The organism is Dietzia alimentaria 72, from assembly GCF_000226215.1.
Classification (GTDB): domain Bacteria; phylum Actinomycetota; class Actinomycetes; order Mycobacteriales; family Mycobacteriaceae; genus Dietzia; species Dietzia alimentaria.
Genome location: NZ_AGFF01000023.1, coordinates 448,474 through 465,655, shown reverse-complemented (window position 1 = coordinate 465,655; position 17,182 = coordinate 448,474). Strand labels below are relative to the sequence as shown.

Annotated in this window: 16 protein-coding genes; 4 read left to right on the top strand and 12 right to left on the bottom strand. The window is 67.2% G+C overall.

The window, feature by feature from the left end; translation table 11 throughout:
• Nucleotides 1-40 precede the first annotated feature (40 nt).
• Nucleotides 41-448, top strand: coding sequence for a pyridoxamine 5'-phosphate oxidase family protein (locus ON04_RS11600; protein WP_010541788.1), 408 nt, complete (start codon nucleotides 41-43; stop codon nucleotides 446-448).
• Nucleotides 449-485: 37 nt separating this feature from the next.
• On the opposite strand, the gene ON04_RS11595 is transcribed toward ON04_RS11600, so the two are convergent.
• Entirely contained in the window at nucleotides 486-1,592 is a 1,107-nt protein-coding gene (locus ON04_RS11595) for a M24 family metallopeptidase (RefSeq protein ID WP_010541787.1), read from the bottom strand.
• A gap of 76 nt (nucleotides 1,593-1,668) precedes the next feature.
• On the opposite strand from ON04_RS11595, the gene ON04_RS11590 reads away from it, so the two are divergent.
• Nucleotides 1,669-2,598 carry a 5'-3' exonuclease gene (locus ON04_RS11590; protein WP_010541786.1) on the top strand — a complete coding sequence of 310 codons (930 nt, stop codon included), beginning with the start codon at nucleotides 1,669-1,671 and terminating at the stop codon, nucleotides 2,596-2,598.
• Nucleotides 2,599-2,625: 27 nt separating this feature from the next.
• On the opposite strand, the gene ON04_RS11585 is transcribed toward ON04_RS11590, so the two are convergent.
• The 10 genes from ON04_RS11585 to ON04_RS11540 form a co-directional block, all read right to left on the bottom strand.
• Nucleotides 2,626-5,286, bottom strand: coding sequence for a DEAD/DEAH box helicase (locus tag ON04_RS11585; protein WP_010541785.1), 2,661 nt, complete (start codon nucleotides 5,284-5,286; stop codon nucleotides 2,626-2,628).
• Complete coding sequence (gene tatC, locus ON04_RS11580) at nucleotides 5,270-6,244, bottom strand: twin-arginine translocase subunit TatC (protein WP_010541784.1); 975 nt, start codon at nucleotides 6,242-6,244, stop codon at nucleotides 5,270-5,272. The genes ON04_RS11585 and tatC overlap by 17 nt, the downstream gene beginning before the upstream one ends.
• A gap of 114 nt (nucleotides 6,245-6,358) precedes the next feature.
• Nucleotides 6,359-6,766 carry a Sec-independent protein translocase subunit TatA gene (tatA, locus tag ON04_RS11575; protein ID WP_010541783.1) on the bottom strand — a complete coding sequence of 136 codons (408 nt, stop codon included), beginning with the start codon at nucleotides 6,764-6,766 and terminating at the stop codon, nucleotides 6,359-6,361.
• Between the two features lie 116 nt (nucleotides 6,767-6,882).
• Complete coding sequence (locus ON04_RS11570; protein ID WP_010541782.1) at nucleotides 6,883-7,839, bottom strand: helix-turn-helix transcriptional regulator; 957 nt, start codon at nucleotides 7,837-7,839, stop codon at nucleotides 6,883-6,885.
• A complete protein-coding gene (locus ON04_RS11565) occupies nucleotides 7,839-8,804 on the bottom strand; it encodes a helix-turn-helix transcriptional regulator (RefSeq protein ID WP_010541781.1) in 966 nt (321 codons plus the stop codon). Before ON04_RS11565 ends, ON04_RS11570 begins: the two co-directional genes overlap by 1 nt.
• An 11-nt stretch (nucleotides 8,805-8,815) precedes the next feature.
• A complete protein-coding gene (pafA, locus tag ON04_RS11560; protein ID WP_010541780.1) occupies nucleotides 8,816-10,222 on the bottom strand; it encodes a Pup--protein ligase in 1,407 nt (468 codons plus the stop codon).
• A 6-nt stretch (nucleotides 10,223-10,228) separates the two neighbouring features.
• Entirely contained in the window at nucleotides 10,229-10,405 is a 177-nt protein-coding gene (locus ON04_RS11555; protein ID WP_010541779.1) for a ubiquitin-like protein Pup, read from the bottom strand.
• Between the two features lie 11 nt (nucleotides 10,406-10,416).
• Complete coding sequence (gene dop, locus ON04_RS11550) at nucleotides 10,417-11,904, bottom strand: depupylase/deamidase Dop (RefSeq protein ID WP_010541778.1); 1,488 nt, start codon at nucleotides 11,902-11,904, stop codon at nucleotides 10,417-10,419.
• A complete protein-coding gene (gene arc, locus ON04_RS11545; RefSeq protein ID WP_010541777.1) occupies nucleotides 11,901-13,601 on the bottom strand; it encodes a proteasome ATPase in 1,701 nt (566 codons plus the stop codon). The genes dop and arc overlap by 4 nt, the downstream gene beginning before the upstream one ends.
• A gap of 88 nt (nucleotides 13,602-13,689) precedes the next feature.
• A complete protein-coding gene (locus ON04_RS11540) occupies nucleotides 13,690-14,529 on the bottom strand; it encodes a tRNA (adenine-N1)-methyltransferase (protein ID WP_010541776.1) in 840 nt (279 codons plus the stop codon).
• 30 nt (nucleotides 14,530-14,559) lie between these two features.
• Between ON04_RS11540 and ON04_RS11535 the strand changes: the two genes are divergently transcribed.
• Together ON04_RS11535 and ON04_RS11530 are read left to right on the top strand one after the other, a co-directional pair.
• Complete coding sequence (locus tag ON04_RS11535; protein WP_010541775.1) at nucleotides 14,560-15,525, top strand: RecB family exonuclease; 966 nt, start codon at nucleotides 14,560-14,562, stop codon at nucleotides 15,523-15,525.
• On the top strand, nucleotides 15,522-16,289 hold the full coding sequence (locus ON04_RS11530) for a thioesterase family protein (protein WP_010541774.1): 768 nt from the start codon (nucleotides 15,522-15,524) through the stop codon (nucleotides 16,287-16,289). The genes ON04_RS11535 and ON04_RS11530 overlap by 4 nt, the downstream gene beginning before the upstream one ends.
• Before the next feature lie 20 nt (nucleotides 16,290-16,309).
• Here ON04_RS11530 and hisG read toward each other — a convergent pair whose 3' ends face one another.
• Nucleotides 16,310-17,161: an ATP phosphoribosyltransferase gene (hisG, locus tag ON04_RS11525; protein WP_010541773.1), complete on the bottom strand. Its 852-nt coding sequence runs from the start codon at nucleotides 17,159-17,161 to the stop codon at nucleotides 16,310-16,312.
• Nucleotides 17,162-17,182 lie beyond the last annotated feature (21 nt).

The window sequence follows — 17,182 nt, the reverse complement described above, 5'->3', positions numbered from 1 at the left end:
CGCGACTCAGGACGCGACTCTCTGTGGCAGGCTCGTCGGTATGGTCCACACCCTGGCTGACCTCTCGCCCGAGGCACACGAGTTCCTGTCCGAATACCACCTCGGCACGCTCACCACGCTCCGCCCCGACGGGTCACCTCATGTGGTGCCGGTCGGGTTCACTATCGACACCGCGACGGGCCTGTCCAGGGTCATCACCAGGCGGACCTCGCAGAAGGCGCGCAATGCGGGTCGAGGTGGTCGTGCCGCCGTCTCGCACGTGGACGGTGGACGCTGGCTGACGTTTGAGGGGCCGGTGCGGGTGCTCGAGGACGCGGACTCGGTCCGCGAGGCAGAACGTCGGTACGCACTGCGCTACCGCGAACCGCGGCCGAACCCCGCCCGCGTGGTGGTGGCGATCGAGGTGGATCGGGTACTCGGTTCAGCGCGGATGTTCACCGGGGCCTGATAGACCCGCGTGCGTTCCCCGGCGCCTGGTGTGATGGTCAGAGGACGCGCAGTCCCCGCTCGCCGGTATTGAGATCGCGGCGCCCGTCGGCGGTCACGGCAACGATGTCCTCCAGTCGCGCGCCCCACGACCCCGAGGTGTAGACGCCGGGCTCGACAGAGAAGGTCATCCCCTCTGCCAGGACGGTATCGGCGCCCGGCGCAACGAATGGTGGGTCGTGCAGGCCCAGCCCGATGCCGTGCCCGGTGCGGTGGATGAACAACTCCCCCAGGCCGGCGGCGGCGAGATGCTCGCGTGCGGCTGCGTCGACCTCCCCGATGGCGATTCCGGGCCGGATCACCTCGCGGGCCAGGCGCTGAGCCTCCTGCAGTGTCGCGTACGTTTCGGCGACCTCGGTGCTCGGCTCACCCATCGAGTAGGTGCGCGTGCAGTCGGAGTGGTACCCGCTGATCATCGGGCCGCCGATGTCAACCACCACGATGTCACCGTCGGCGACCACCCGCTCTGAGACGCCGTGGTGCGGATCCGCGCCGTTGGGCCCGGACCCGACGATCACGAACTCCGCATGAGTGAGCCCTTCCGCTTCTATCGCGGCGGTGATGAGTTCGCCGACCTCAGCCTCGGTCCTGCCCACCTGTAGGAACTCGCCCATCCGCGCGTGAACCGCGTCGATGCGGCGGGCGGCCTCCGCGAGCTCGTCGACCTCGCCCGGGGTCTTGACCGCGCGCACGTGGTCGATCACCTCGGAAGCCAGGACCACCTCGCCGTCAACGCTCTGTTGGAGCGGGACCAGGTGCAACGCCGGCAGGGCGGCGGAGACGGCGACCCGCCCCGAGACCCGACCGGCAACCAGCGGCACGGGGTCGGTGCCGTCGGACCACGCGTGGATCCGCGCACCCACCAGCTCGGCTGCTCTGCGAGTGACGTCGGTCAGTTCCAACGACGGCAGAACGAGCAGCGGCTCTCCCCCGTCGGCCGGCACCACCAGTGCGGTGAGCCGCTCGTGCGAGTCCATCCGCTCACCGGTGAGGTAGGACATGTCCTCGCCGGAGTATGCCACCACGTGATCGACGCCGAGTTCGCGCGCGCGCTCCCGGACTGTGGCCAGTCGCTGCTGATGGATGCCGGTGTCGCTGGTGTTCATGTATTCCACACTAGGCCCCGCGGAGACTAGCCTGGCGAGGTACTCGTTCATGACCCCCGACCCCGGAGGAGCTGCGATGCCCCAGGGCCCACTCATGGTTCTCGATAGTGCGGGCCTGTGGTTCCGTGCCTTCCACTCCGTGCCGGAAAAGATTACTGGACCCGACGGTGCGCCGGCCAACGCGGTGCGAGGCTTCTGCGACATGGTCGCAGTGCTGGTCGAGGAGTACTCGCCCACTGGACTCGTGGCGGCGTTGGACCGTGACTGGCGCCCCGGCTGGAGGGTGGCGTCGCTGCCCTCGTACAAGGCACATCGGGTCAACGACGACGGCGAGGAGGATGCTCCCGACTCGCTCGGTCCGCAGGTCAATGCGTTGCGGGAGATACTGGGCGCGGCGGGCATCACCCAGGCTTGGGCGGAGGACGCGGAGGCTGACGACGTGCTTGCGGAACTGGCGTCTGGCGAGCGCGAGGTGCTGGTGGTGACCGGCGACCGCGACCTGTTCCAGCTCGCCTCCGAATCCACCACCGTCGTCTACGTAGGCGCCGGGATGCGCAAGCGGCTGGCTTACACGCCGCAGGCGGTGGCCGAGCGGTTCGACCTACCCGTCGGTTCCGACGCTCGCGTGTACGCGGACTACGCGGTGCTGGTCGGCGACGCCTCGGACGGTCTTCCCGGGGTCTCGGGCATCGGGGCGAAGACGGCTGCAACCCTGCTGCGCGAGTACGGCGACCTGGACGGCATCGTCGCCGCCGCGGAAGACCCGGACTCGCCCCTGAAGTCGCGTCAACGTACGGCGATCATTGACGGCGCCGACTACTTGACAGCCGCCCGTGGCGTCGTCCGCCTCGGGGGCCACACGTTCGGATTCGAGTTCGACGGGGACCCGGCTGGCGGCCGCGGGCAGGTGGACGAAGCCCGCCTCGAGGCGCTGGGCGAGTCCACGGGGCAGGCCCGGGCGATCGGGCGGCTGGTCGAGGCGACACAGCGGCTGGACCCCGCCTGACTCGCGAGGGGCGGGGCTCGGTACGCGTCAGGTCATGTGGTCCAGAACCACGCCGCGGCGCAGCGACCCGACCGCTGACCTGGCCGTGCGTGCGACCTCCGGTTCAGCCACCTGAGCCACCTGGGCCAGTAGGTCCATCACGAGGCGCGCGGAGCGCACGAAGTCACCGGCGGTGAGTTCCACGCCTTCCTGCCAGGAGGCGGCGAGAATCGAGGCCAGTGCCCCGCCCGAAACCCAGTGGTGCAACACCGGAGCGAGTCCGGGATCCAGATCGGGTGTCGAGGGAAGCCGGTGTGCCTGCTCGACGCCGGCAACGTCGGTCGCGACTCGCTCCGTCTCGTCGAGAGCCGCCCGCAGGGTCTCATCGGACGGTGCGCGGACGGCGGATTCCGAACGAGGGTGCGCCACCACGGTTGCGATTACCGCGGCCAGGCCGGCGGGGTCCAGACCCCGCCATACGCCGCGACGCAGGCACTCGGCCACGAACAGGTCCTGCTCGGTATGGACCCCGGCCAGTAGATTCCCGGCCTCGGTGGCACGCAGCGACCCGTCCGATTCCTCGAGGTAGCCGAGATGCTCGAGCAGCTTCACGATCCGGCGGAACCGGCGCGCCAGGGAGTCGGAGTCCGACTCGACCTCGCCGGTCATGGTGACCACGTCCGCGTGAGCGCGCGCCCATCGCTCGTGTAGCCGGGCGAGTTTGTCGATCCCGGGGGCTTCGTGGAGCGGGTGCTCGCGAAGTGCGCGGCGGGCGGGGGCGATCCGTGGGTCCTTACGAACCGGTTTGGCCTTCGCGTTCTTCATGCGCCCCTTGGCCTTGCCGCGGAGGTGCTCCATCCGCTGAATGAGGGCGCGCTTGGCCCGGCCGTCGAGCTTGCGACGGCCCTTTGGCAGGTCGACACGGCCCACTGGCACGGGAGGCGCGGCGAAATCATTCTGGCGCAGCCACCCGGTCCAGCCGATGTCCGTGAGACAGAGCAGCGCGGGATCGGACTGGATGTCGGTGCGCACCTGCAGCACGGTCGCCACCATCCCGAATCTCTTGCGACCGACGGTGATCACAGAGCCGGCGGTCTGCTTGAGCATTGCCGCTCGAACTGCGGAGAGCCGATCATTCTGGGTCGATTTCTCGGCCTTGCGCTCGATACGGCTGAGTTCGGCCCGCAACGCCATGTAGTCGTCGAGATCGGTGTCTCCCCCGGCCTCCTCGAGCGAGGCGCGCATCCGGTCACGTTCGTCGGCCCGACGCTCGATGGCTCGACTCCGGGACACCAACGTCCGATCGGTTTGGAACTGGGCGAACGAGCGCCCGATGAGTGAGGTCGCCTCCTCCACGCCGCGTTGCTCCACGAGGTTGACTGCCATCGAGTAGTCGGGCGCGAAGGCGCTGTACAGCGGAAACCGCGGGGTGTCGACGAGGGCGGACAACGCGTCAAGGTCCAGATCGGGCTGATCCAGGACGACCGCCGTGCCCTTCGTGTCGATACCGCGGCGTCCGGCGCGCCCGGTGATCTGCGAGTACTCGGCCGCGGTGAGCATCGCATGGGTGTCGCCGTTGAACTTGGTGGTCTTCTCCAGCACGACGGCACGCGCCGGCATATGTATCCCCAGCGCGAGAGTCTCGGTGGCAAAGACCACCTTGATCAGCCCCGCGGAGAACAGTTCTTCCACAACGGTCCGGAACAGGGGAAGCATCCCCGCATGGTGGGCGGCGATACCGCTGACCAGACCTGCGCGGAACGAGGAGTAATCGAGCGCGTCGAGATCATGCTGCGGCACCGCTGCGCAGGCCTCGTCGACGTGGGAGGCGATCCGTCTCGACTCCTCGCCCGTGGTCAGTCGCAACCTCGCCCGGCGCATCTGTGACACCGCGCCGTCACAGCCCGCTCGCGAGAAGACGAAATAGATCGCCGGGAGCAGGTGAGCGTCGTCGAGATGCTCGATGACGTCCTGACGTCGGGCCCACTGTGCGCGGGGACGGGCGGCAACCCTCTCATCGTGATACCCGCCCCTGACACGGCGGCGGTTATCTGCAGCAGCCCGCACGGGGACCAGATCTCCATCGGTGTACAGCATGTGGGCGAGTGGAACCGGACGTCGATCGGAGATGACCACGGCGGTATCCCCGCGGATCTCGGTGATCCAATCCCCCAACTCGTCGGTGTTGCTCAGAGTCGCGGACAGTCCGACGAGCCGGATGGCGGGGTCCAGGGTGAGGATGATCTCCTCCCACACAACTCCGCGCGACCGATCACCCAGGTAGTGGATTTCATCCATCACCACGCAGTCGAGGTCGTGCAGGGCGTAGGTTCCGCCGTAGACCATGTTGCGCAGGACCTCGGTGGTCATCACAACGATCGGGGCGTCCGCGTCGATGGAGTGGTCGCCGGTGAGCAGCCCCACGTTCTCGGTGCCGAACCGCTGACGGAACTGACGGAATTTCTGATTGCTGAGGGCCTTGATGGGGGTCGTGTAGAAGCACCGTCCTCCGCCGGAGAGCGCACGGTGTGCGGCGTACTCGCCCACGAGCGTCTTACCCGAGCCGGTCGGCGCGGACACAAGCAGGTTACGGCCGGCGTCGAGGGCGGCGAAGGACTCGATCTGGAACGGGTCCGGCGTGAATCCCTCGGTGGCGAGAAACGACTCGAGGAGGTCCGCCGGGGAGCCCTGATCAGATGGTGTCGTCATACACGGATCCACCCTCGGTTGGGGCCTGGAGCGGACGGGTACTCCCAGGGCTGTGGGAGACCGTGTCGGTGGAGGCCGAGACGGTGGCCGGGCGGTCGAGGGGGCCGGATCCGCCGACGCCCGTAGAACCGCCGAGTCCCTCCGATGTGCCGAGCGGTGACGCGGTCTCATCGTCGACTTCGAGCCAGTCTGCACGCTTCTTTTTCCGCCGCCGGTCATGCAGGCGGGTGAACTGGATCGAGGCCTCCACGAGTACACACACGGCGACCGCGAGTGCGAGCATCGAGAAGGGGTCCTGCCCGGGTGAGGCGACGGCGGCAAAGACGAAGATGCCCATGATGATTCCCCGCCGGGACCTGGCCAGCACCTCGTAGCTGAGGATGCCCGCCACATTGAGCATGGCGATCAGCAGCGGGATCTCGAAGCTCACTCCGAAGATGAGGATGAGCTGGATGAGGAACGTGAAATACTGCGTGCCGGACAGCGCGGTGGTCTGGACGTTGTCGCCGATCGAGAGGAGGAACTCGAGGGCGTGGACGATCACGATGTAGGCGAGGACCGCGCCACCGATGAAGAGGATCGCTGCAAGGATCGTGAACACGAACCCGTACCGCTTTTCGCTCTTGTGCAGTCCCGGTGTGATGAACGCCCAGAGCTGGTAGAGCCACACCGGGCTGGCGAGCACAATGCCGGCAGTCGCGGAGACTTTGAGCCTGAGCATGAACTGCTCGAAGGGGCCGGTCGCCAGCAGACGGCACTCGTCGCCGGCGTCCCCGAGCTGAAGGCGGGCACCGGGCGGGATGTCGCAGTACGGGCCGGTGAGAATGCCGCCGAGTGACGGGATTCCGAAGAAGCCGGTGCCGTACCACCAGAATCCGAAGCCGAGGGTCACCACGATCGCCGCCACCGCGATCAGTAGGCGGTTGCGCAGCTCATAGATGTGCTCGATCAGTGGCATGGTGCCGTCGGCGTTACGTGGCCTTCGACGGCGTGTGGATCGCAGTCGACCGGCGCCCCCCTTGCGGGTGGCGCCAGTGTCCGCGGAGCCTGTGGACGTCATGGAGTGCGGGGCCTACTGGCCCGGCTGACCCTGACCGCCGTTGAACGGGGCGGTGGGGTCGGAGTGCTGCTGGGGCGGACCGGGCTGCTGCGGGGCCTGAGGCGACGGAGACGGAGCCGGCTGCTGCGGGGCCTGTGGGAAATTCTGGGGTTGAGCCGGCGGCTGACTCTGCGGCTGCGTGTACTGCTGGGCCTGCGGCTGCACGAATTGAGCCGCGTCGGTCTGGCCCCCCTGCGTGATGGCCTGGGGATCCTGGGGCTCCCCCGCCTTGTCGTCGTTCTGCATCTCCTTCATCTCGGACTTGAAGATGCGCATCGACCGCCCGAGGCCTCGGGCTGCGTCCGGGAGCTTCTTCGAACCGAAGAGTAGGAGCACCACCGCGAGGACGATAAGCCAGTGCCAGATGCTCAGCGCACCCATGTCAACCTCCGTTTGTTTGACAACATGTCCATGCTAACGCACCCCGGTTGAGATGCCTCCTCGCGGGAGTGGTCGATATAGATGGTGACCTGCTAATTCACGTCTATTTCATGGTCTTAGGTGGGGTCGCCGCCAACACCGTACGCGGTCAGTCCATGAGAAGCGCGGGACGCGACTTCCGCGGTCAGTTCCGGGTCGGTGGGCGTCACCACGTCGGCGTGCCCGAGCAGGAAGCGCAGCAACCACGCGCGATCGTGGTATCCGATCTCCACATCCAGATCTCCGTCAGGGCGGCGGACGACGGAACGGAACCGGAATTCGTCGATGAACCAGGCAGCACTGGCCGGGACCTTGGCCGGTTCCACCCGGATGTCGCTGTCGCCGTCGTCCTCGGGTTCGGGCCCCAGCGCACGGCGTGGGCCTACGTCTTCGACTCCTTCCATCCGGTCGGTACGGAACATGCGCCATTGGCCGGACCCGCGATCCACGCCGTGGACATACGAGTGGCCGTCGGACAGAGACAGGCGGGCCGGGTCGACCACACGTGTGGTCGAGGTGTCCGAGCTGGCCGAGTGGTAGACGAACCGCAGCGCGCGACCGTCGTGCACAGCGGTGCGCACCAGGTCGGCATCCGGATCGGACACCACTGATCGTGACTCGGGGTTGCCGTCGATCCCGGCGTCGGTGCCGGCGGCGGTACGAAGCGTACGCAGGAGGTTGCGCAGCGCCTGCTGGTCCACCACCTCCGGCTGCCCGAGAAACACCGCCAGTCCGGTCTCCAGGGTCACGGCCTCCGCGGCGGTGAGCCGGACCGGGCGGTCGATGCCTGCGGTGAAGGTCACCTCGACCATCTCGGCGTCGTCCAGGTCCTCTGAAGAGAACGCGAGGTCGATGAGATCACCGGGGCCGTAACCGGGCAGTCCACACGACCACAGTTGCCAGAGGGCCGAACGGAGCTGCTTCTCGGTCATACCGAGATCTCTGGCGGCCTCGGTCACCGGCACGGGCCCGCGACTGTGGAAGTAGGGCACCACGCTCAGCAGCATGGCCAGGGGAACGGAACGTGGGCTCATCAGACGGACTCCTCGGCCGCGGTGAGGATCGATACGACTCGCACCCTCAGGTCGGCGGGGCGCAAAGCCACCGCGTCCGCGCCCTGCGACGCGACGAGCGACGACAATTCGGCCAGCGGCGCGGAGATACCGAGATCGGTGCCCGAGCGTCCGAAACGCTCGACAGGCGAGTGCGACCGTGCCATCGCCCGCAGTTCCGCAGCACGACCGTCGGCAGCCCACACCGTGGCCTCGACTAGGGGATTCAACCGGGAAACGGCGTCGTCGAGGAGCGCCAGCACCTGGGTGGTGGGCGGAACTGGCACGGTGCGGCGGGCCTGGTCGAGCCGCACGTCCGAGACGCGCACGAGGCGGAACGTTCGCGGTTGACCGCGGTCCAGGTCGTGACCGACCAGGTACCAGTGGCCGTGGCGGGAGCCCGTCCACCACGGCTCGACCCGCCGGGAGGTGGACTCCGAGGCACCGGCCTGGGTATGGGAGAAGGTCACCACCACGCCCTCGGCGAGGGCTTCCGCGACAAGGGCCGCGGTGGCGAGCTCGGCGGGGTCCTGGACCGTCACGGTAGCTCCTGCGTCGTGGACGGGATCGATTCCGGCCGCGGTGAGTTTGGCCAGTGCTCCGCCGGCTCTCGCGGCACGCTCGCCCTCGCGCCAGACTTCGGAGGCCACCGCGAGGACGCCGGCCTGCTCCGGGGTCAGCGTGATCTCCGGCAGCTCGTACCCGTGCGCCGGGATGCGGTACCCGGCAGGCGAGCCCGGTGCGAGCGAGGCGCCCTGCTCGAGCGGGACCCCAACGTCCCGGAGCTCACGCTTGTCGCGCTCGAACATCCGCAGGAAGGCTGCTTCGTTCTCACAGTCGTCGTAGCCCTGCACCATCCGGCTGATCTCGCCGGCCGATAGGTAAGCGTTGGTCGACCGCAGGCAGATGACGAGGTTGACCAGTCGCTGTGACTTCGAGGTGGACACGTCGAGGAACGCTATCGCCCGAGCGCTGCGATGAGGTCGTCGACACGCTGATCCTCGTGGGCGAACGGGTCGGTCAGGGCTACAGTGGGCAACGTCCCGTCGGAGACTTTCAGATGCACCCAGTCCACGGTGTGATCGCGCCCTGATTCGCGTGCCGCGTTGATGAATCGGCCGCGGAGCGCCGCACGGGTGGTGGCCGGAGCTTCGGTACGGGCTCGTTCGACCTCGGTGTCGTCCACGACGCGCGAGACGAGGCCCCGTCGCTCGAGGACCGAGTGCAACCCACGACCCGGCCGGATGTCGTGATAGGTCAGGTCGAGCTGCGCGAGCCTGGGGTGATCGAGATCGACACCGGTTTTCGCCTGCACCTGCCGCATGAGTCGGAGTTTGGCGGCCCAGTCGATGTCTGCGGCGATCGAATCGTGGTCGCCCGACTCGACCGCGTCGAGAACGCGCTCCCACAGCGCGACACAGTGCTCGACGGTCGAGCGGTCGTCGCGCTCCCACCCGCCTGCCGCGAGATAGCGGTGGACCGCGGCGAGGAACTCCCGCTGGATCTCCAGGGCTGTCATGGCGGTGCCGTCTGCCAGAGTCACCGGTCGGGTACCGGTGAGGTCGCGGCTGATCTCGCGGATCGCCCGAACCGGGTGCGCCACCGCCATTGGCCGCAGCTCGATTCCCGCCTCGAGCATCTCCAGCACGAGCCTGGTACTGGCGATCTTGAGCAGCGTCGTGGTCTCGATCATGTTGGAGTCGCCCACGATCACGTGCATGCGCCGGAATCTCGTGGAATCCGCGTGCGGCTCGTCGCGTGTGTTGATGAGCGGCCGGGATCGCGTGGTGGCGGAGGAGACGCCGTCCCACATATGTTCAGCCCGCTGCGAGAAGCAGAACGTAGGTCCTTCGATCTCACCGAGTCCGACCCCGGCCGGTGTCCCGGGCATGATCTTGCCCGCACCGCAGATCAACTGGCGACTCACGAGGAAAGGCAGCAGGGTCGTGGCGATGCTGCGCACCTGCGTGGACCTGTCCAGCAGGTAGTTCTCGTGGCAACCATAGGAGTTGCCGACACTGTCGGTGTTGTTCTTGAACAGGTAGACCTTCGCGTTGATCCCCTCGGCGGCGAGGGACCGCTCCGCATCGAGTGCCAGATCGTCCACGATCCGCTCCCCGGCCCTGTCGTGCGCGACCAATTGCCGGAGGCCGTCGCATTCGGCGGTCGCGTACTCGGGGTGTGATCCCACGTCGAGGTAGAGGCGGGAGCCGTTCCCGAGGAACACGTTGGAACTACGCCAGCGCTCGACCACGGGCCGGAACAGGTAGCGGGCGATCTCGTCGGCACCGAGAGAGCGTCCACCCTCCACGCCGACGCTCGTGATCCCGAACTCCGTCTCGATACCGACGATGCGACGGATCATGACGGTCTACTGCCCGCCCTTCTGGACGTAGGACTTCACGAACTCCTCGGCATTGGTCTCCAGGATGTCGTCGATTTCGTCGAGCAGTGAGTCGGCGGAGGTGGTGTCGGCGGTCTTGGCCACCTGGCCGGCCTCGTCGTCGCCGTCGGCCGGACCGCCGGCGTTCTTCTGGATCTGGGACATGGGTCTCGCTCCTATGTGGTGGTGGGGCCGTCGGGGTCGAGGAAGCCAGGAGTGGCCTCGCAGAACTCGCGGGTCCCTGTGTACGGGTCAGTGAGGTCAACGTGGCGGGGCTGACCGCGGGAGTCGGTGACGACGACGTGATCCCACCCGGCGGCCCGTACGCGATCGCCGAGTTCGGCGAGGAAACGCCCCCGGGCCCACGCCCGCGTGCGCTCGGGCGGGGTGGTGACGGCCGACTCGAGTTGCTCGTCGGTGGTGAGCCGGAGCATCGCGCCTTTACTCACCAGACGGTTGTAGAGGCCGCGCTGGGGATCAATGTCGTGATACTGAAAGTCGATGAGCGCGAGTCGCGCGGAGTCCCAACCGAGCGAGTCTCGCAGTCGGAAACCCTCGAGTAACCGTAGCTTGGCGGGCCAGTCCAGCCGGTCAGCGCAGGACATCGGACTCTCCTCCAGTGCATCGAGAATCCGTTGCCACTCGGTGAGGACGTCGAGCGACCACTCCGGGCGACCGGAGCCGTCCCCGATCACGTCGGCGACCCGTGCCAGGATCTGGCGCTGCAGCTCTATTCCGGTGAACTCGCGGCCGTCGGGCAGCGGCACCGTGGCGGCGAGCGACGGGTCTTGGCTGATCACGTGCACCGCCTCGACCGGATCCACGGGGACCAGATCGGAGAAGTCGACGCCGGCCTCGATCGCGTCCAGCACCAGGCAGGTGGTACCGATCTTGAGATAAGTCGCCAGCTCCGACATGTTCGCATCACCGATGATCACGTGCAGGCGACGCCATTTCTCGTCCGAGGCGTGTGGCTCGTCGCGGGTGTTGATGATGCCGCGACGCAGCGTGGTCTCGAGGCCGGTGAGCACCTCGATGTAGTCGGCCCGCTGGGACAGCTGGAAACCGGCCTTCTGTCCCTCCTGCCCGATGCCCACGCGACCGGCTCCGCAATACACCTGCCGGGACAGCAGGTGCGGGGCCAGGCTCATCGTGAGGGCGTCAAAGTCGACGTCGCGGCGCACCAGGTAGTTCTCGTGCGCACCGTACGAAGCGCCCTTGCCGTCGACGTTGTTCTTGTACAGCTTGAGTTCGGCGTTTCCCTCGGTCGCCGTGGACTCCACGCCAGCGCGGTGCATAACCAGTTCGCCAGCTTTGTCCCAGACCACCGCGTCCAGGGGCGAGTCGACCTCCGGCGCTGAGTACTCGGGGTGGGCGTGGTCCACGTAGAAGCGGGCACCGTTGGTCAGCACGCGGTTGGTCACCCCGAACTCGCTCGGGTCGTACATGCGTGCCGCGCCCAGGTCGAAGCCGCGCGCATCACGCAACGGCGACTCGGAGCCGTAGTCCCAGCGGGTCTCGTCCGTAGCACCCGCGCTCTCCCCCGGGTCCGAGTACGCCTTGATCACCTGCGTGGAGGTGACCACCGAGCTGAGCAGTGGCTGGCCCACCGCGACAATGCCGAACTCGATCTCGGTGCCGATGATCCGCCCACGGAGCGTCACTGCTGTTCCTCACGGTTCGGGACGGAAACCTCGACGACACGTTCACCGCGCACGCCCGTCAGCCGCGCCCACTCCTGCGGATTGGAGGTGTTGGGCAGGTCCGTGTTCTCGGCGAACTCGGCGTCGACCGCGTCGAGGAAATCGTCCGTGGTCAATCCGCTGCCCGTGCCGTGGACGATGTCCTTGATGGCGAGCTTCTTGGCCCGATCCACAATGTTTCGCAGCATCGCACCCGATGTCAGGTCCGCCAGGTACAGCGACGATCTGCGCCCGGAGGCGTAGACGAGGTGAACGTAGGTCGTGGATTCGTCACGGGTGTAGAGCCGGTCGACTATTTGGTCGATCAGTCCGTTCACGTGCTCGTCGGGATCAGTGGTACCGATTTCAGCCGGATCGAAACGCAGGTCCGGGGTGATGTACTTGGTCAGGATGTCGGCCGCCGCGTCGCGGTCGGGCCGGTCGATGCGGATCTTCAGATCTAGTCGGCCGGGGCGCAAGATGGCCGGATCTATCATGTCTTCGCGGTTGGACGCACCGATCACGATGACGTTGCGGAGATCCTCCACGCCGTCGATCTCCGCCAGCAGCTGCGGGACAATGGTCGTCTCCATGTCCGAGGACACTCCTGAACCGCGGGTCCGGAAGATCGAGTCCATCTCGTCGAAGAACACGATCACCGGGTTGCCCTCGGTCGCCTTCTCCCGCGCGCGCTCGAAGATCGACCGGATATGCCGTTCGGTCTCGCCGACGTACTTGTTGAGCAACTCCGGGCCCTTGATCGACAAGAAGTACGAATTAGGGAACCGGCCCTCCGACACGTCGTGGCCGCGGTTGCGGGCGGATGCCTCCGCCAGGGAATTCGCCACTGCCTTGGCGATCAAGGTCTTGCCGCAACCAGGCGGGCCGTAGAGAAGGACGCCCTTAGGCGGAGCCAGGTGGAACTCGCGGTACAGGTCGTGATGGACGAACGGTAACTCGATCGCATCCCGGATCTGCTCGATCTGCGGGCCAAGACCGCCGATATCGGCGAACTCGACCATGGGGATCTCCTCGAGGAGGAGCTCGTCGACCTCGGCCTTTGGCACGACCTCAAAGGCGACGGCGGCTTTCGGGTCCACCAGCACCGCATCCCCCGGACGCACGGGCGCCGAATGGTCGGATGTCCGGCCGCCGCGGAGGCCCACGGCCAGGTGGACGATCTGTTCCTCGTCGTTGCCCATCACCACGCGCGCCCGGACACCATCTGCCAGGACGTCGCGGAACATCGCGGTGACACCGGTGACGGGCAGGTCCGCCGAGGTCTCGACGACCGTCATCGCCTCGTTGAGTCGCACCGAGACACCGGCGGTCAGGCCGCTCGGATCGACACCCGGGGCGAGCGTGAGCCGCATACGCCGACCCGCCGCCATGACCTCCGCGGTGCCGGCTTCGGTGGGCGTCGAGAGCACCACGCCGTAGGTGTTGGGCGGCGTACCCAGCCGCTCGACCTCGCCCTTGAGCGCCTCGAGCTGGTCGCGGGAGTCCTTGAGGAGCTCCGCGAGCCTGACATTGCGTGCACCCAACGCGTCGATCTTGACCGACTTCTCGCGATCCGAACGGGCTCCCGCATCGACGGCTTCACGCATCCGCGCGAGCTCGGCCCGGTCGATCGCGACCCTCTCGTCACCCTGTCCCGCCGGGGAACGTCCCTCGGTCACGCGATCACCTGCCCTTCTGTTCGCCGACGAGTCACCTCGTCGTCGTCACCCCCACCTTATCGCCGCGGTGGGGCGGGGGCGCGGGGGCTCAGCCCTTACCGGCGCGGCGCTTGGGTTTCAGGGTGGTCACACCCTCGGCGAGTCGTCGCGCGGTAACCAGGAACGCGGTGTGTCCCTGCATGCGGTGCTCCGGACGGACCGCCAGACCCACTACGTGCCAGCCGCGGTTGATCGACTCCCACGCTCTCGGCTCGGTCCAGCACTCCTGGCGTCGTAGTGCCTCGACCACGTCTGACAGTTGGGTGGTGGTGGCCACGTACGCCACCAACACCCCACCCGGCATCAATACCTCACTCACCGTGGGCAGGCACTCCCAGGGGGCGAGCATGTCCAGCACGACACGGTCCACCCGGCCCCCCAGCGCCTCGATCGACGTGCCGGACAGATCCGCGACGCGCAGGTCCCAGTTGTCCGGATGTTCGCCGTAGAAGGTGCGGACGTTTCGCTCGGCGTGCTCCGCGTGATCGGCACGGATCTCGTACGAGAACACGCGGCCTTCCGGGCCCACCGCGCGGAGCAGTGAACAGGTCAGCGCTCCGGAACCCGCGCCCGCCTCGAGCACGCGCGCACCGGGGAACATGTCGCCCTCGTGGACGATCTGCGCCGCGTCCTTTGGATAGATCACCTGCGCTCCGCGCGGCATCGAGAGCACGTAGTCGGTCAGCAGTGGACGCAGCGCCATGTAGTTGGCGTCCTTGGACGATCGGACGATTGACCCCTCGGGGGCTCCGATGAGATCGTCGTGGCGCACCGCGCCGTGATGGGTGAAGAACTCGGCGCCCTCGACCAGGACGACCGTGTACTTGCGCCCCTTCGTGTCGGTGAGCTGGACGCGGTCACCCACGACGAACGGGCCGGATCGCTGCACTGTGGACCTCCAGGGGCCTGTCGGGGCCGGATGTCCGACCGGTTGTCTACCCTGCCAGGTGTGACGGACCCCCTGGAAATCGACAGTGCTCGCCACAGTGCTCGCCACAGTGCCCGCAGCGCCGCCGCGCCCACGCCAGAACGCAAGCCCCTCGCACTCTCGGCGTCTCGCGCGTCGGACTACCGGCAGTGCCCACTCCTCTACCGGTTCCGGGCCGTGGACAAGCTGCCGGAGCCCAAGACCCGCGCCCAGGTTCTGGGCACAGTGGTGCACTCGGTGCTCGAAGAGTTGTACGGGCTTGAGCAGGCTGAGCGCGCGCCGCAGCGTGCCGCGGATCTGGTTCCTGCCGCGGTCGACCGCTTCTATAGCGCGGAGAACGGGGCCGAGGTGGTTCCCGAAGCGAACCGACCGGCATTCGAGGCGGAGGTCTCCGCGCTGGTGTCCGCTCTCTACGGGGTTGAGGATCCACAGCGCTTTTCCCCCGAGTCCTGCGAGCAGTACCTGGTCACCGCCACGTCCGCGGGCACCCCGCTCCACGGATTCCTCGACAGGGTGGATGTGGCTCCCACCGGCGAGGTGCGGGTGGTCGACTACAAGACCGGCAAGCCGCCCAACCCGCGCTTCCAGGAGCAGGCGATGTTCCAGATGCGGTTCTACGCGCTGATGTATCAACGCATCCATGGCGTGATGCCCGCCCAACTCAAGTTGATCTACCTCAAGAACGGGAGTTGGCTGACCCTGACGCCGGACCTGGCTTCACTCACCGAAACCGAGGCATCCCTCGACGCACTGTGGTCGGAGATCGAACGTGCCGGTCAGACCGGGGATTTCCGGCCCAGAACATCCAGACTGTGCGACTGGTGCAACCATCAGGCATTGTGCCCGGCCTTCGGGGGTACCCCACCGGAGTATCCGGGTTGGCCGGGCACGAGGGTGGTACCAGTCGAGGCACACAACCTGATGCCGGATCAGAGAAACCTAAGGAGTTCATCATGACGGAGGCCTACTTCGAGCCGCTGGGCACGGATGACGGCTGGGAGGTCTTCAGAGCGACGCAGCACACCGTGAGCGCGTGGGGCCCGAACCTCCAGCACGGTGCGCCTCCGTCCGCGATCCTCGCTCGGGCTATGGACCGATTGGAAAGAACCGAGGACACCCGAATCGCCCGGGTCGCTGTTGACCTTCTCGGTGCCGTGCCACTCGGAGAACTGCGCACCCGCGCTCGCGTCGTCCGCCCGGGCCGTCGAATCCAGCTACTCGAATCGGAACTCGAGGCCGGCGGCAGGGTGGTCGCACGGGCGAGCGCCTGGCGGATGGCGATCGGGGATTCCTCCGAAGTCGAACAGTCGGCCGATGAGCCGAGGCGGCTCCCCACGACGGATTACGACAGCGCGTTCTCTGATACATGGACCAGCGGCTACATCGACTCCCTCGAGCTCCGCGGCGCCGAGGACGGCGCGGTATGGGCGCGGCCCAAGCTCCCACTCGTGGCCGGGGAGACCATGACGCCGGTTGAGCAGGTCATGTCCGTGGCCGACATCGCCAACGGGATCGGCGCGGTGCTGGACCCGACGCAGTGGCGATTCCTGAACACCGACTTGGTGACACATCTGCACCGACGGCCGGTCAGCGAGTGGATCGGCATCACGGCCGACGCCTCGATCGGCCCCGACGGGGTCGGTGCGACCTCAGGGACGATCTACGACGAAGTCGGTGCGATCGGTCACACCTTGCAGGCCCTGCTCATCGAGCGTGCCTGAGCAGAAGGGGCCTAGCGGGCTCAGCCCATGCGGCAGGAGCGGATGTCGGTCGCTATGATCGACTTCGCCCCGGCGGCGGCCAACCGATCCATGATCGAGTTGACCCGCTTGCGCGGCACCATCGAGCGGACCGCGATCCACGCCGGGTCGGCCATCGGAGACACCGTGGGCGATTCGAGTCCGGGAGTGATGGACGAGACGTCATCCAGGAGTTCCCGGGGGCAGTTGTAGTCCAGCATCATGTACTGCTGAGCAAACACGACACCCTGCAACCGCGCCCGCATCTGGGACATCGCCGAGGTGACCTCCGCGTCCGCACGGGAGATCAAGACCCCCGATGAGTCGCACAGCACATCACCGAACGCCTCGAGTTCGTGCAGCTTCAAGGTCCGTCCCGAGCCCACGACATCGGCGATGCAGTCGGCCACGCCCAGTTGGATGGAAATCTCCACGGCCCCGTCCAGACGGATGACTTCCGCCTCGATGCCGCGCTCCTGCAGGTCACGACGGACAATGTTCGGGTACGAGGTAGCAATCCGGGCACCGGCGAGTCGATCGGTGGTCCAACCCTCGCCGATGGGGCCCGCGTAGCGGAACGTCGACCGCCCGAAGCCCAGCTCGAGCAGTTCGTCAACCTCGGCCATTGAATCGGTGCTCAGGTCGCGGCCCGTGATTCCGAGCTCGAGGCGCCCCGACCCGACGTACACCGCGATGTCCTTGGGCCGCAGGAAGAAAAACTCGACGTCGTTCTCGCGGTCGATCAACGAGAGGTCCTTGCTCCCCTCCGGTCGACGGCGGTACCCGGCCTCTTCGAGCATCTCAGAGGCGGACTCGGACAGGGCGCCCTTATTGGGCACTGCGACTCGCAGCATTATGGCTACTCCGGGGTCAGG

What these genes read in the sequence shown, in the direction of transcription:
- tatC (WP_010541784.1), bottom strand. Translation starts at nt 6,244, where the DNA reads ATGCCACTGATCGAGCACATCTATGAGCTGCGCAACCGCCTACTGATC.
- ON04_RS11590 (WP_010541786.1), top strand. Translation starts at nt 1,669, where the DNA reads ATGCCCCAGGGCCCACTCATGGTTCTCGATAGTGCGGGCCTGTGGTTC.
- hisG (WP_010541773.1), bottom strand. Translation starts at nt 17,161, where the DNA reads ATGCTGCGAGTCGCAGTGCCCAATAAGGGCGCCCTGTCCGAGTCCGCC.
- ON04_RS11555 (WP_010541779.1), bottom strand. Translation starts at nt 10,405, where the DNA reads ATGTCCCAGATCCAGAAGAACGCCGGCGGTCCGGCCGACGGCGACGAC.
- ON04_RS11595 (WP_010541787.1), bottom strand. Translation starts at nt 1,592, where the DNA reads ATGAACACCAGCGACACCGGCATCCATCAGCAGCGACTGGCCACAGTC.
- ON04_RS11585 (WP_010541785.1), bottom strand. Translation starts at nt 5,286, where the DNA reads ATGACGACACCATCTGATCAGGGCTCCCCGGCGGACCTCCTCGAGTCG.
- ON04_RS11600 (WP_010541788.1), top strand. Translation starts at nt 41, where the DNA reads ATGGTCCACACCCTGGCTGACCTCTCGCCCGAGGCACACGAGTTCCTG.
- ON04_RS11570 (WP_010541782.1), bottom strand. Translation starts at nt 7,839, where the DNA reads ATGAGCCCACGTTCCGTTCCCCTGGCCATGCTGCTGAGCGTGGTGCCC.
- pafA (WP_010541780.1), bottom strand. Translation starts at nt 10,222, where the DNA reads ATGATCCGTCGCATCGTCGGTATCGAGACGGAGTTCGGGATCACGAGC.
- tatA (WP_010541783.1), bottom strand. Translation starts at nt 6,766, where the DNA reads ATGGGTGCGCTGAGCATCTGGCACTGGCTTATCGTCCTCGCGGTGGTG.
- ON04_RS11530 (WP_010541774.1), top strand. Translation starts at nt 15,522, where the DNA reads ATGACGGAGGCCTACTTCGAGCCGCTGGGCACGGATGACGGCTGGGAG.
- ON04_RS11535 (WP_010541775.1), top strand. Translation starts at nt 14,560, where the DNA reads ATGTCCGACCGGTTGTCTACCCTGCCAGGTGTGACGGACCCCCTGGAA.